The sequence below is a fragment of the Pseudomonas sp. WS 5532 genome (assembly GCF_012985445.1).
Taxonomy (GTDB): Bacteria; Pseudomonadota; Gammaproteobacteria; order Pseudomonadales; family Pseudomonadaceae; genus Aquipseudomonas; species Aquipseudomonas edaphica.
The window spans coordinates 456,830-470,006 of the sequence record NZ_JAAQWK010000001.1 but is presented as its reverse complement, the minus strand read 5'-3'; the positions used below and the strand labels follow the sequence as shown (position 1 = coordinate 470,006).

Genomic DNA, 13,177 nt, shown 5'->3' with positions numbered 1-13,177 from the left:
TCAATACCTGTAGTTATCAACATTGATTGATTCGTCGCCAAGCAACTTCTCAACAACGAATAACGCAGACGGTTAGTTGAACCGCACAACGCCAAGCAATGATCAATTCAAATCAACAACCGGTATGCAGGTCGCTTCCCACGGCCTAGTAGCCTTTAGAAACAAGGGGCGAACGAAAAGTATGGCACTTTGCCAAAACTTTAAAAATAGTCGTAAGAATCAGCCTACTTGAACATAAGTGTCATAACGGGAAGGGGCTGTAAGAGCAATACTACACGCACAAGCGCTGCTATAAAGAGCAACCTGTTAACGCGCCTGTTCGAGCACAAACTCTAATTAAAGTTATAACTCTAAATACTTTTATCGTCCATGCCCCTCGAACGTGAGCGGCTTGACGCTGCTCACGACCGTTGGTCGTCTCGGGCTACCGTCACCATAAGATATATCTTAAGTTATATCTAAATAGGACGGAGGACAGACCATGCGACACGAGCATCGCAGTGAATTTGAAAAACGCGGCGGCCGCGGCCCTCGGGTATTTGCCCCTGGCGACCTGAAACTGCTGCTACCGGCCTTGATCGCCGAGCAGCCCTGCCATGGCTATGACCTGATCCGCCAGATCGAAAGCCTGTTCGACGGCGCCTACAGCCCCAGCCCCGGAGTGATCTACCCCACGCTGACCTTTCTGGAAGAGAGCGAGTTGATCAGCGGCGACGCCGAGAATGGAAAAAAACGCTACACAATCACCGACGCCGGTCGTCTCTTCTTAAGCGAGCAAGCCGTTGCCCTGGAAGGCGTGCGCATGCGCATTGATGTCAGCAAGCGCTCGCTGCGTGGCCACGACCGCCCACCCGAGATTCACGAGGCGGTGCATAACCTGCGCCACGCCTTGCATTCGCACCACGGGCGCTGGAGCCCGGAAGAAATCGTTCGTGTCGCGGCGCTGCTCAACGGCACCGCTCAAGCCATTGCCGACGGGAAAAACCAATGAATACTCAAGCTATCCATCGCGTTACCCACGAAATCAAACGCCGCCGCCTGCAAGTGCTGCGGGTGGTCGACATCACCCCACGCATGCGCCGCGTCACCTTGGGCGGGCCGGAGCTGGCCGGTTTTATCAGCCTGGGCAGTGACGACCACATCAAACTGCTGTTCCCGCAAAACGCCGCCGAGCAGGCTGCGCTGGAAAGCCCGACCTTCAACATCAAGGGCGACGGCCCGCAACCGGCCATGCGCGACTACACGCCACGGCGCTTCGACCTGAGCATCGGCGAGCTGGATATCGACTTCGTGCTGCACGGCGATGGCCCAGCCTCTACCTGGGCCGAACAGGTGCAGGTTGGCCAGCACCTGTACATCGGCGGGCCGCGCGGCTCGATGATCGTGCCGGACATCTTCGACAGCTATTTGCTGATTGGTGATGAAACCGCGATCCCGGCCATCGCCCGTCGCCTGGAAGAATTGCCGGCCGGGCGCAAGGTGTTGACGGTGATTGAAATCGCCAATAGCGCCGAACAGCAGCCACTGAACAGCGCTGCCGATGTAGAGGTGATTTGGGTGGTGCGCGGCCACGACGACCTGCTGGAGACGGTGCGCAACCTGACCCTGCCGGGCGGTTCGCTGTACAGCTTTGTCGCGACGGAAACCAAACTGTCGCGCCAGCTGCGCCGCGTGTTGCTGGACACGCACCAGGTCAATGAGGAGTTCCTCAAGGCCGTGGGTTACTGGCGTGCCGAGGGCAGCGAAGAAGAATAAAAACTGACGCGATTCAACTGTGGGAGCTGGCTTGCCTGCGATGACAGCAACTCGGTGTACCTGATGTACCGAGGTGCCTGAATCGCAGGCAAGCCAGCTCCCACATTAGTTCGCCGGTGTCTTCAAGATTTTGTCCAACCCCACCACCGCCAACGCAATCCCAACAAACCCCGCCAAAATCCCCCCGGCATTCACAAACACCTGTGGATAACCGAGGCTGTCCACATCGATGAACGGGTACTGATACTGCCCCAGCAAATGCCCGCGCAGCAGCACATAGCCGAAGTACACCAGCGGGTAAATCACCCACCCGCCAATGTGCTTGAAGTGCAACGTGCCCTTGGGCACACACCGCCACCAATAGATCACGAACAGCAGCGGCATCACGTCGTGCAACAACTCGTCGGCGATAAATTGAAAGCCGGTGGGGCTCCACAAATGTCGGAGCAACAGGTTGTAGGCCAGGCTCACGACCACGATGCTCGCGGCAATACCGCTACTGACAGCGGGCGCCAGGAAGAAACGTTTTGCCGCCGACTCGCGATTGACCAGCGCATAGCTCAACACCACGACCACCAGGGTGTTGGTCAGCACCGTGAAGAAACTGAAAAAGTTGATCAGCCCGCCCAACAGGCTCGCGCCGGCCTCCCAGCGCGAATAGAAAATCAAGTATTGCTGAATCGCCAGCCCTGTCCAGCCAGCCAGCGCCGCCGTGGCCACATACCGCTTCATGGCCTCAATCCAGCGGGCGTTTGGTACGCATCAGCTTGACGTACAAACCTTCGACTTTCTCCCGCGCCCACGGCGTTTTGCGCAGGAAGGTCAGGCTCGACTTGATGCTGGGGTCGCTCTTGAAACAGCGCACATCAATGCGTTCGGCCAGACCGCTCCATTCGTAGTGTTCCACCAAAGTGGTGAGCACGTGCTGCAGGGTCACGCCGTGAAGTGGGTCGTTGCTTGTCGCGGTCATGCCAGGCCTTTTGCAAAAAGAGGAAACACAGCCGCGCACCTTAGCCGACGGGGCGTAGAGGTGGAAGCACTGCATTGAATATAGCCCCTGGAAAAAAGTTCCCCTTTTCAGGCAAAAAAGTGATGTTATATTGTAACGATACTTATCAAGATCGATACCGTTTTAAGCCTTCTCTTTTCTGTGCCTTTTACCAAGGAATGTTTGATGTCCCTCTCTACTCTGTGGCGCTTGACCCCGCTTGCCGCCGCCCTGTTGATCGGCTCCGAAGCCCACGCCCTGGAACTGCAACCCCAAGTCATTACCGGCAACCCCTTGGGCAGCGAACAACTCGCCTCGCCCACCACGGTGCTGGAAGGCGATGACCTGACCCTGCAACAAAAAGGCAGCCTCGGCGAAACCCTGAATAAGCAGCCAGGCGTGTCGTCGTCGTACTTTGGCCCAGGCGCCAGCCGCCCGATCATTCGTGGCCAGGATGGCGACCGCATTCGCATCCTGCGCAACGGCGTGGGTGCACTGGATGCCTCGTCGCTGTCCTATGACCACGCCGTGCCCCTGGACCCGATCAACGTCGACCGCATCGAAATCGTACGTGGCCCGGCAGCCTTGCTCTACGGCGGCAGCGCCATCGGTGGTGTGGTCAACACCTTCGACAACCGCATTCCCACAGAAGCCATCGAAGGCATCCACGGTGCCGGTGAACTGCGCTACGGCGGCGCCGACACCACCCGCAGCAGCGCCGGTAAACTGGAAGCCGGCAACGGCACCTTCGCCTTGCACCTGGACGCGAACGCGCGGGAATTCAACGACCTCAAAATCCCAGGCCAGGCCCGCAGCCGCCATGCCCCGGAGACCGAGGATGGCCCCGGCAAAAATGGTCGACTGGGCAACAGCGACGGGCGTCAGGATGGCGGCGCGGTCGGCGGTTCCTACACTTGGGACGACGGTTATGCCGGGCTGTCCTACAGCAACTATGACAGCAACTACGGTTCACCCGCCGAGCAAGATGTGCGCATCCGCATGAAGCAGGATCACTACGCCTTTGCGTCCGAGATCCGCAACCTGCAAGGCCCGTTTAGCTCGGTGAAACTTGACGCGGGCTACACCGATTACGAGCACCGTGAAATCGAAGGCGGCGAAACCGGCACCATTTTCAAGAACAAGGGCTATGAAGCCCGCGTTGAAGCGCGCCACCAGCCGCTCGGCCCGTTCGAGGGTGTGGTCGGCGCCCAAGTGACGCGCAATGAGTTCTCGGCACTGGGTGAAGAGGCCTTTGTACCGCAGACCGACACCAACGCCGGCGCGCTGTTTATTCTCGAAGAGATGCAGGCCACCGAGCGTCTCAAGCTCAGCCTTGGCGGGCGTGTGGAACACACCAATGTCGACCCGAATGCCAAGGGTAATGCGCGCTTTGCCGGTGCCGATAAATCCAATGACTTTACCGCCGGCAGCCTGTCGTCCGGCGCGGTATACAGCCTCACGCCGGTCTGGTCGCTGGCCGCGACACTGGGCTACACCGAGCGCGCACCGACTTTCTACGAGCTGTACGCCAACGGCGCCCACGTCGCCACCGGCACTTACGAGTTGGGTGACGCCAACCTGAAGAAAGAGAAAGCCGTGTCCAGCGACCTGGCACTGCGCTTTGACAACGGCACGCACAAAGGCAGTTTCGGCGTGTTCTACAGCCGCTTCTCCAACTACATCGGCTTGCTGGGCACAGGGCGCACGCTGAACGATGAAGGCGAAGAAGACGCGGGCGGTATCCCGGAATACAAATATTCCGGTGTGCGCGCACGTTTCGCCGGCTTCGAAGCCCAGGATCACTGGAAGTTGGGCGAAAGCGCCTACGGCAAGTTCGCCCTGGAGCTGTCGGGCGATTACACCCGCGCCACCAACCTGGACACGGGCGAAGCCTTGCCGCGTATTGCGCCTCTGCGCTTGAACAGCGGCTTACTGTGGGAACTGGACCGCTGGCAGGCGCGGATCGACGTGGAACACGCAGCGGGCCAAGGGCGTGTGCCGGATAACGAAAGCGGCACCGACGGCTACACCACCTTGGGCGCCAGCGCCGGTTATCACTTCAATGTGGGTGGCAGCCAGTGGTTGGCGTTCGTCAATGGCGAAAACCTCACCAACCAGACCGTGCGCTATGCCAGTTCGATCCTGCGCGATATCGCCCCGGCGCCTGGGCGCAGCGTACAGTTCGGCGTGCGCACCACCTTCTAAACAGCAGCACAAATCCCCTGTGGCAGCCGGCTTCTGTGGGAGCCGGGCTTGCCCGCGATAGCCATAGGTATCTACACACTTTTTAAGGCTGCCAATTTCTCCTGTGGCGAGCAGGCTTGTCCTGCGTTGGGTTGCGAAGCAGCCCCCAGACCCAGACGCTGAGTTCCTTCAGGAAAGTTACAGTGCCTTTACCGGGGCCGCTTCGCGCCCCAACGCAGGACAAGCCTGCTCGCCACAACTGCTATCGCAGGCAAGCCAGCTCCCACAGAAGCCAGGCTTTACAGGCATTCCTGCAGCGACGTTCTGTCACTGTTACCAGATCTGAAATGATGCATCTCTCTAATTACGCTTTCTCAAAATGAGAAGGCGCTTTATCCTTGCCGCAACAAACTGAAACGTTTCACGCCTGCGGTCGATCCCATCTTGCCGAATATTCCCTGCCTTAAAGACAGCGCTGTCTTAAACCGACCCGCGCGTGGGGTTCAATCGCCCGCCTGTGGATAACCGACTTATCCCCAGAAAAACCCAATTTAACGCTGAACCAAGCCCGCGCCGAATCGTCATCTACAGTGAAGCACGGGGTTACATAATTCCAACGTCACGGAGAAACACACTATGAGCACTGATGGTGCTTCAAGCCCAAGCCGCCTGCTGCCCAGGCTGCTAGGCGTCTTGCTGCTGATCATGGGGCTGGCCTTGCTGGCTGGCGGCGTCAAGCTGAGCATGCTCGGCGGGTCGCTGTACTACCTGCTGGCCGGTATCGGCATCGCCCTCACCGGCGTGTTGCTGCTGGCCACCCGCCGCGCAGCGCTGGGCCTGTACGCACTGGTGCTGTTCGCCAGTACCGTGTGGGCACTGTGGGAAGTCGGCCTGGACTGGTGGCAATTGGTGCCGCGCCTGGCCCTGCTGTTCGCCTTGGGCATCGTCCTGCTGCTGCCGTGGTTTCGCCGTCCGTTGCTGCGTGGCCAACCTGCGCCGCTGGGCACTGGCGCGCTGAGCGTAGCCGTGGTGCTGGCGGGCGCTGCGGCCCTGGCCAGCCAATTCACCAACCCGGGTGAGATGGTCAAGACCGGCCAACTGGACCGCGACGCCGCGCCTGGCATGGCCAGCGCTGCACCGGCCCAGGCTGATGGCGACTGGAATTCCTATGGCCGCTCGGCCTTCGGTGATCGTTACTCGCCTCTGGCGCAGATCACCCCGGAAAACGCCCACAAGCTGGTGCCGGCGTGGACCTATCGCACCGGTGACATCCCTGGCCCAGGCGATCCCGGTGAAACCACCGCAGAAAACACCCCGCTGAAAGTCAACGGCATGCTCTATGTGTGCACGCCGCACAGCCAGGTGATTGCCCTGGACCCGGACACCGGCAAGGAAATCTGGCGTTTCGACCCGAAGATCAGCAGCCAGGGTGCCGCGAACTTCAAAGGTTGGGCGCACATGACCTGCCGTGGCGTGTCGTATCACGATGACGCCGTCTACGCTTCCGCGCAAAGCCCTACCGGCAGCGCCAGCACTGCACCTGTCAGCGCTGTCTGCCCTAAACGCATCTTCGTGCCGACTGCCGACACCCGTCTGATCGCGCTCGACGCCGACACCGGCAAGATGTGCGAAGACTTCGGTGACAAAGGCCAGGTCGACCTGCGTGCCAACATCGGCAGCTTCGCTCCAGGCGGTTACTACTCCACCTCGCCACCGGCCGTGACCAAGAACCTGGTCGTGATCGGCGGTCACGTGACCGACAACGTCTCCACCGACGAGCCTAGCGGCGTGATCCGCGCGTTCGACGTACACACCGGCAAACTGGTGTGGAACTGGGACAGCGGCAACCCGGACGACACCACGCCGTTGGCCGAGGGCAAGACTTACACCCGCAACTCGCCGAACATGTGGTCCATGTTCAGCGTCGATGAAAAACTCGGCATGCTCTACCTGCCGATGGGCAACCAGATGCCTGACCAATACGGCGGCGACCGTACCGAAGACTCGGAAAAATACAGCGCCGGCCTGACCGCTCTGGACATCGACAGCGGCCACGTGAAGTGGACCTTCCAGTTCACTCACCATGACCTGTGGGACATGGACGTGGGCGGCCAGCCTTCGCTGATCGACATCAAGACCGCTGACGGCGTCAAGCCAGCAGTCATGGCCTCGACCAAGCAAGGCAGCATCTACGTGCTGGACCGCAGCAACGGCAAGCCGGTGGTGCCGATCAACGAAATCCCTGTACCGCAAGGCGCAGTGGCCGGTGATCACACCTCGCCGACCCAGCCGAAGTCCGACCTCAACTTCATGCCGCCGCCGCTGAAAGAACGCGACATGTGGGGCGTGACCCCGTTTGACCAGATGCTGTGCCGTATCGATTTCAAATCCATGCGCTACGACGGCCCATTCACCCCGCCTTCGCTGCAAGGCTCGATCGTTTACCCGGGTAACTTCGGCGTGTTCGATTGGGGCGGCATCTCGGTTGACCCGGTTCGCCAGATCGCTTTCGTGAACCCGAGCTACATGGCGTTCAAATCGAAACTGATCCCGGCGGCCGACATTGCCAAGCAAGGCCCACGCGTCAGCGAAACCGAAGGTGTGCAGCCGAACAAAGGCGCGCCGTATGGCGTGATCCTCGAAGCGCTGCTGTCGCCTTTAGGCCTGCCGTGCCAGGCGCCAGCGTGGGGTTATGTGGCGGCGGTCGATCTGACCAACCACCAGACCATCTGGATGCACAAGAACGGCACCGTGCGCGACAGCTCGCCGGTTCCGATCCCGCTGACCATGGGCGTGCCTAGCCTGGGCGGTACGTTCACCACCGCCGGTGGCGTCGCGTTCCTCAGCGGCACCCTCGACCAGTACCTGCGTGCCTATGACGTGAAAAACGGCAAGCAACTGTGGGAAGGCCGCCTGCCTGCAGGCGCGCAGACCACACCGATGACTTACACCGGCAAGGACGGCAAGCAGTACGTGCTGGTCATGGCCGGCGGTCACGGCTCGCTGGGCACCAAACAGGGTGACTATGTGATGGCGTTCAAATTGCCGGATTAAGCTGAACCGGCGGTAAAACAAAGGCGGCTACCTGATGGGTAGCCGCCTTTTTTATGCCCTGCTGGAAACCATTTTGACCGAGCACGGCTTCAACACTCAGGTCGTCTGCCCAACCGCCATCGCAGGCAAGCCAGCTCCCACAGGAATGCCTGGAGATCACGATTTACAACACCATCCGCTCGCGCCGCATCCACATTTCAAATGCCATGGCATTCAACGGCCGACTGATCAAGTACCCCTGCGCCGTGTCGCACTTCCACTGCCTGAGCAACTTCAAGCTGGGCTCAAACTCCACACCCTCTGCCACCACCTTGAGCCCCAGGTTGTGGCTCATTTCAATGGTCGAACGCACGATCACACCGTCGCCACTGGCGCTGTCGAGGTTGCGGATAAACGACTGGTCGATCTTCAATTCCTGCACCGGCAAACGCTGCAATTGCGCCAGCGATGAATAGCCTGTGCCGAAGTCATCCACCGACAGGCTGATGCCGCAGCCACGCAGTTGTTCCAGCACACTGAGGGCCTGTTGCGGGTTATGCATGATCGCGCTTTCGGTGATCTCGAAAATCAGTTGGTCGGCCGAGACCTTGTACTGCATCAACAAGGCGGTGACGCGTATGGCCAAGTCATCATCAGCCAAATCATCCACCGAGATATTGACCGAGAGTTGCAGGTGCAAACCCCGTTGCGCCCACTCGGCCATTTGGCGGATGGCTTCCTCGATTGCCCACAAGGTCAGGCTGCCCATGCTGCCGGTGCGCTCGGCCAATGGAATGAATTCGGTGGGCGACACCTGCCCAAGGGTCGGATGCTGCCAGCGCAGCAAGGCTTCTGCCTGACGCACATGGCCGTGCCTGAGGTCGAGCTTGGGCTGGTAACACAGGAACAATTCGCCCTCGACCACCGCCCGGCGCAGGTCGCGGATCAGGGTGATCTGGCGCTGGTGTGCAAGGTCGCGGTCTTGCTGGTAGATCTGCAAATGCCCCGGCAGGCTCGCCGCATCATGCCGGGCAATGGCCGCGCGGCTGATCAACTCTTCGACCTGTTGGCCGTCGGTGGGGTACGCGGCGATGCCGATGCTGACTTCATGGCGCACTTCGTCATTGCCGATACGCTGGGGTTCGGTAAGCAGCCCGTAAAGGCGATCGGCGCGGGCCACGGCGCGGTCGATCTCGGTGTTTTCCAGCAACAGCAGGAACTCACTGCCAGCGATGCGCGCCGCGGTGTCGCTGGCCAACAGGCTCATGGACAAACACCGGCTGGCTTCACGCAGCATTTCTTCGACGCCCTGAGGGCCAAACCCTTCGTTGATCACCCGGTAGTTTTCGATCCCCACGTACAGCAACACCACTGGCCGCCGCGCACTGATCGCACTGCCCAGGCGCTCCATGGCCAAGGCGCGGTTGGGTAAGCCGGTGAGCGGATCATGCAAGGCGTTATGCGCCAGTTGCCGCTCGCGCACGGCGATGCCGCTTTGCATGGCGTTGAAGGCACGGGCCAGCAAGCCGAATTCGTCATGACTGCGCACCCGCACTGGCGTGCGGTAGTCACCGGCGCCAATGCGTTCAGCGGCCTCCACCAAGGCAGTGAGCGGGCGCGACACACGGCGCGCCAGCAACAACGCCGCCGCCAATGACACCAGCAGCACCGCCAGGGCAATCCCGAGGAACTGCCGGTCCAGCGGCGCAAAGGATTCCAGCGCATGGTCCAGCGGGCTTTGCAGCAACACGCGTACTTGATCGCCATCGCCGGTATTGGCCAGCGGCAGCACCTGGCTCAGTGCACGTTGCCCGTGAAACACATTGATCTGCGCCTCAGGGTTGGGAGGGCTTTCGCGCATCAGGCTGATGACGGTGTCTTGATAGGCTTCAGGCTGGGTGCTGAACAACTGGCCGACAAGGCCGTCCTGCTCACCAAGGAACGACACTTCAAGGTTGCTCATGGAGCGCAATTCATTGGCGAACAACTTGTCCATGGGGAAACCCATGACCACGCGGGCAATGGGCTCCGGGTCGAGTACTTCATCCTGCACCAGCAAATACGGCTGCCCGTCCATGGCGACGATGAACATTTGCTGGCCACTGCGCCGCGCATGGCGCAAGGCCTGCTCATAAGGAAACACCGCGCCCTGTACCAACACCGGCAAGGTGCTGATCATCACCTTGCCATCCAGGTCGAGGACAAACACCTCGGTGGAGTGGATACCGGTGCCATGCCGGCGCAGCGCAGTCAGGATCGAATCAGCCTTGGCGTCGATCACTGCGTGTTTGAAAGGGCCGTCCGCCGTCAGCCAGTCCAGGCCGTATTGCAGGCGACGCCCGCGCAGGTCCAACAGGCGCTCAAAGACCTGGATGCCGGTACTGAGCTGAACCTGGGCCTGGTTCTCCACGGCACGAGTGGTAGCAGCCTTGACCGCAAAGTAAGTGGCCGCCACCACCACCAGCAACAACAGCGCCAGCACCCCGGCGATACGGGTCTGGAACGTGTGGCGCCACTGCATGGCCGAACCCTGCGGCCGCGTTCGCCTCTCTGTGCCACTGGGTTCCTTGGTCATACGCATCCCTGACGAAGCTGATCTGGCGTCAAAAAAACATCCATTTAAACTGAATATTTGGTTTTAGCAGATTAGCTGGGACTTGGGATAAGTACACCCAATTGGAGCGGGGACTTTAATGTCATTTTATTGGCGGTAAAGGCGTGCGTAGCGTCCGGGGCGGCACTCCCGCGCGGAGCGTGGGAAATATCCGGCTTAAATGCTGCGCGCGCGCATAAAGTCCCCCCAACGGCGCACCAGGTAGTTGTGCTCATCCATCACCGAGTTCCACACCGCGATATGCCCCATGCGTTGCTCGTAGGAACCGCCATCGCGCACGTCACCGATGTCGATCAACGGCAACCCATCGCTGCCCGGCAACTCCTCGCGGGCCGGAAGGCCCGCGTACCAGTAATCCCACTCGGCGCTGCTCAAATGGTCGCGGGTGCGCGCCGGGTTGCCGATGTAGTAACCCTGGCGCGCCATCACCGCGCCCGGCCAGCCGGACAACCACCAATTGAGATAGGCATACGCCGCATCCAACACCGGGCCTTGGGCATGGCGTGACAACGACAAGCCGCCAAACCAGGCGCGATAGCCTTCACGCGGCACCGCCAACCGGTACTTCACCCCCGCACGGTGCAGGCGCATCAAGGTCGGCGACCACAGGCTCTGGATATCGATGCTTGGGCTGAGCATCAACTGCGCGGCTTCTTCATCATCGGACCAGAACGCGGCGAAGTGCCCTTCCTTCTGCTTGCGCACCAGGATGTCGGCCAGCACATCGATCTCTTCGATGCTCATATTGCCGATGTCCTTGAACTGCGCCAGCCCCGCGCCTTGCACGGCCAGCGCGGCATCCAGCGCGCCAATCGCCGCGTCACTTTGCAACGCGGTACGCGCGCGCCAGGCCGGGTCGAGCAGCCAGCCCCAGCTTTCATTGCCGTGGCTGAAGCCATCGGGCAAACGCTCGGGGCGGTAGGCAAAACTATCGGCGTTGTGGGTCAGCGGCAGCATGCTGATGCGCTCGGTCACCGTGCTGCCGAGGCTGCCGTCGTGCTGCACGAACAGGCGCTCACTGGGCACGCTGCCGCTGCCCAGGCGGTCGCTGGCCGACAGCCGGCCGCGCTTGGGCAGGTCATTGATCTCATGCCACAACGCAATACGCCGTGTGTCGATGGGCTGGATCGCCCGCGCCGGCCATACGAAGTCGACGTTGTGAAACCACTGGTCGTACAGGTCGTAACTCTCGGGTTGCATCACCGCAATGCGCTGGGCCTGCTCCACATCGTGTACCTGGTACACCAGGCGAATGCCCAGCTCTTGCTCGGCGCGCACGCGCAGGCATTCCAGCAAGGTCACGGAAGTACCGAGGACACGCAATGTGATCATGCCGCGAACCGCCGTGAGAACACGTCAAAGGAGCGCTGCAACAACGCCGGGTCGAGACCGCGCAGGATAAACACCAGGCGTGACTGGCGGTCGGTGCCTGGCCATGCAGGCAAATGCACCGGAGCATGCAGGCAATGCTGCACGCCATGGATAACAATGGGGGCCGAGCTTGCGTTCACGTTAAGCAGTCCTTTGACGCGAAGGATTCGTTCGCCGTGGCATCTTAACAGCATCGACAACCACACCCCGAAGCCCACCCAATCCAGCGGCTGCTCAAAGGTCAGGCAGCAGACTTGGGCAGCGCCGTGGCTCGCCGTGGTGGTGTGGTGCAGTTGCCAGCGGCTGACTTCAACCGCGGGCTCGGCGCTGCGCAACCCCTCACCGAGCAACAGTTGGTCGCCGCTGTGAACCGCATGGGTATCGAGGATTGGCGTGCCGGCATTCAATGCCCGCAAGTGCGCCCGTAGCGCGGAGCAATCGCCGGCCAGGTCGGTTTTGCTCAGCAGCAAACGATCCGCCGCCGCCACCTGGGCCAGCCACTCCGGGTGCAGGCGCTCTTGCAATTGGGCGTGGCTGGCATCCACCAAGGTGATCACCAGGCCAATATGAAAACGCCCACGCAGTTGCACATCGTTATTCAGGGTGGCGAGGATCGGCGCCGGGTCGGCCAGGCCGGTGGTTTCCAGGATCACACGCTTGAACGCCGGGATCTCACCGCGCTCACGGCGTTGCAACAGGCCAAGCAGCGCGTCTTTCAACTCGCCGCGAATCGAGCAGCACACGCAGCCGCTGGGCAGCAACACGGTGTCTGGCGCGACCTCTTCCACCAACAGATGGTCGATGCCGATATCACCGAATTCATTGATCAAGAGGGCCGTATCACCGAGGCTTTCGCCTTGCAGCAAACGCTTGAGCAAGGTGGTTTTACCGCTGCCGAGAAAGCCGGTGATGACATTAAGGGCGATGCTCATGACGACTCCAGATGATCGAGCAAACGCGGGTCCAGCGGGTCCAGCGGGCGCCCGAGCATGGTCTCCGCCGCCTGGCACAGTTGATCCAGGCCACTGGCCAATGCCTGTTTGCCGGTCGCGCCCAACAACAGGTAGGACGCGCCCTGGAAGTCTTCGACCTTGAGTCGGAACACCGCCAGCACTTGATTGATCGCCGCAATGCGGCGCAGACGCTCACGGCGCCTGGGCAGTTCATCGCCCAAGGGGTCGCTCCAGTGCAAGTCTTCGCCGAGCAAGCCGCAGAGTCCGCACATGCCTACA

10 protein-coding genes are annotated in these 13,177 nt (G+C 60.9%); 4 read left to right on the top strand and 6 right to left on the bottom strand.

Going from position 1 to position 13,177, the window contains the following annotated elements:
• Nucleotides 1-481: 481 nt before the first annotated feature.
• Together HBO23_RS02200 and HBO23_RS02195 are read left to right on the top strand one after the other, a co-directional pair.
• Nucleotides 482-991, top strand: a complete 510-nt coding sequence (locus HBO23_RS02200) for a PadR family transcriptional regulator (protein WP_017136320.1) — start codon at nt 482-484, stop codon at nt 989-991.
• Nucleotides 988-1,755 carry a siderophore-interacting protein gene (locus tag HBO23_RS02195; protein WP_169985302.1) on the top strand — a complete coding sequence of 256 codons (768 nt, stop codon included), beginning with the start codon at nt 988-990 and terminating at the stop codon, nt 1,753-1,755. The genes HBO23_RS02200 and HBO23_RS02195 overlap by 4 nt, the downstream gene beginning before the upstream one ends.
• A gap of 105 nt (nt 1,756-1,860) precedes the next feature.
• Here the strand turns inward: HBO23_RS02195 and HBO23_RS02190 are convergent, their stop codons facing one another.
• Nucleotides 1,861-2,487, bottom strand: a complete 627-nt coding sequence (locus tag HBO23_RS02190; RefSeq protein ID WP_170036352.1) for a Pr6Pr family membrane protein — start codon at nt 2,485-2,487, stop codon at nt 1,861-1,863.
• Between the two features lie 4 nt (nt 2,488-2,491).
• Nucleotides 2,492-2,725, bottom strand: a complete 234-nt coding sequence (locus HBO23_RS02185; RefSeq protein ID WP_010212838.1) for a VF530 family protein — start codon at nt 2,723-2,725, stop codon at nt 2,492-2,494.
• Between the two features lie 204 nt (nt 2,726-2,929).
• On the opposite strand from HBO23_RS02185, the gene HBO23_RS02180 reads away from it, so the two are divergent.
• The gene (locus HBO23_RS02180) at nt 2,930-4,948 is read left to right on the top strand and encodes a TonB-dependent receptor (protein WP_099548494.1); all 2,019 of its coding nucleotides are present in this window, start codon (nt 2,930-2,932) and stop codon (nt 4,946-4,948) included.
• Nucleotides 4,949-5,563: 615 nt separating this feature from the next.
• Nucleotides 5,564-7,981: a glucose/quinate/shikimate family membrane-bound PQQ-dependent dehydrogenase gene (locus tag HBO23_RS02175; protein ID WP_170036350.1), complete on the top strand. Its 2,418-nt coding sequence runs from the start codon at nt 5,564-5,566 to the stop codon at nt 7,979-7,981.
• Between the two features lie 163 nt (nt 7,982-8,144).
• Here the strand turns inward: HBO23_RS02175 and HBO23_RS02170 are convergent, their stop codons facing one another.
• From HBO23_RS02170 to HBO23_RS02155, 4 genes are all read right to left on the bottom strand, one after another.
• Nucleotides 8,145-10,481 (bottom strand): GGDEF domain-containing protein, encoded by a 2,337-nt coding sequence (locus tag HBO23_RS02170; protein WP_099548492.1) that lies wholly within the window; start codon nt 10,479-10,481, stop codon nt 8,145-8,147.
• A gap of 249 nt (nt 10,482-10,730) precedes the next feature.
• Nucleotides 10,731-11,906 carry a PotD/PotF family extracellular solute-binding protein gene (locus tag HBO23_RS02165; RefSeq protein ID WP_017136314.1) on the bottom strand — a complete coding sequence of 392 codons (1,176 nt, stop codon included), beginning with the start codon at nt 11,904-11,906 and terminating at the stop codon, nt 10,731-10,733.
• Nucleotides 11,903-12,877: a GTP-binding protein gene (locus tag HBO23_RS02160; protein WP_170036348.1), complete on the bottom strand. Its 975-nt coding sequence runs from the start codon at nt 12,875-12,877 to the stop codon at nt 11,903-11,905. Before HBO23_RS02160 ends, HBO23_RS02165 begins: the two co-directional genes overlap by 4 nt.
• On the bottom strand, nt 12,874-13,170 hold the full coding sequence (locus tag HBO23_RS02155) for a hypothetical protein (RefSeq protein WP_170036346.1): 297 nt from the start codon (nt 13,168-13,170) through the stop codon (nt 12,874-12,876). The genes HBO23_RS02160 and HBO23_RS02155 overlap by 4 nt, the downstream gene beginning before the upstream one ends.
• Nucleotides 13,171-13,177 lie beyond the last annotated feature (7 nt).

What these genes read in the sequence shown, in the direction of transcription:
- HBO23_RS02200 (WP_017136320.1), top strand. Translation starts at nt 482, where the DNA reads ATGCGACACGAGCATCGCAGTGAATTTGAAAAACGCGGCGGCCGCGGC.
- HBO23_RS02195 (WP_169985302.1), top strand. Translation starts at nt 988, where the DNA reads ATGAATACTCAAGCTATCCATCGCGTTACCCACGAAATCAAACGCCGC.
- HBO23_RS02190 (WP_170036352.1), bottom strand. Translation starts at nt 2,487, where the DNA reads ATGAAGCGGTATGTGGCCACGGCGGCGCTGGCTGGCTGGACAGGGCTG.
- HBO23_RS02185 (WP_010212838.1), bottom strand. Translation starts at nt 2,725, where the DNA reads ATGACCGCGACAAGCAACGACCCACTTCACGGCGTGACCCTGCAGCAC.
- HBO23_RS02180 (WP_099548494.1), top strand. Translation starts at nt 2,930, where the DNA reads ATGTCCCTCTCTACTCTGTGGCGCTTGACCCCGCTTGCCGCCGCCCTG.
- HBO23_RS02175 (WP_170036350.1), top strand. Translation starts at nt 5,564, where the DNA reads ATGAGCACTGATGGTGCTTCAAGCCCAAGCCGCCTGCTGCCCAGGCTG.
- HBO23_RS02170 (WP_099548492.1), bottom strand. Translation starts at nt 10,481, where the DNA reads ATGCAGTGGCGCCACACGTTCCAGACCCGTATCGCCGGGGTGCTGGCG.
- HBO23_RS02165 (WP_017136314.1), bottom strand. Translation starts at nt 11,906, where the DNA reads ATGATCACATTGCGTGTCCTCGGTACTTCCGTGACCTTGCTGGAATGC.
- HBO23_RS02160 (WP_170036348.1), bottom strand. Translation starts at nt 12,877, where the DNA reads ATGAGCATCGCCCTTAATGTCATCACCGGCTTTCTCGGCAGCGGTAAA.
- HBO23_RS02155 (WP_170036346.1), bottom strand. Translation starts at nt 13,170, where the DNA reads ATGTGCGGACTCTGCGGCTTGCTCGGCGAAGACTTGCACTGGAGCGAC.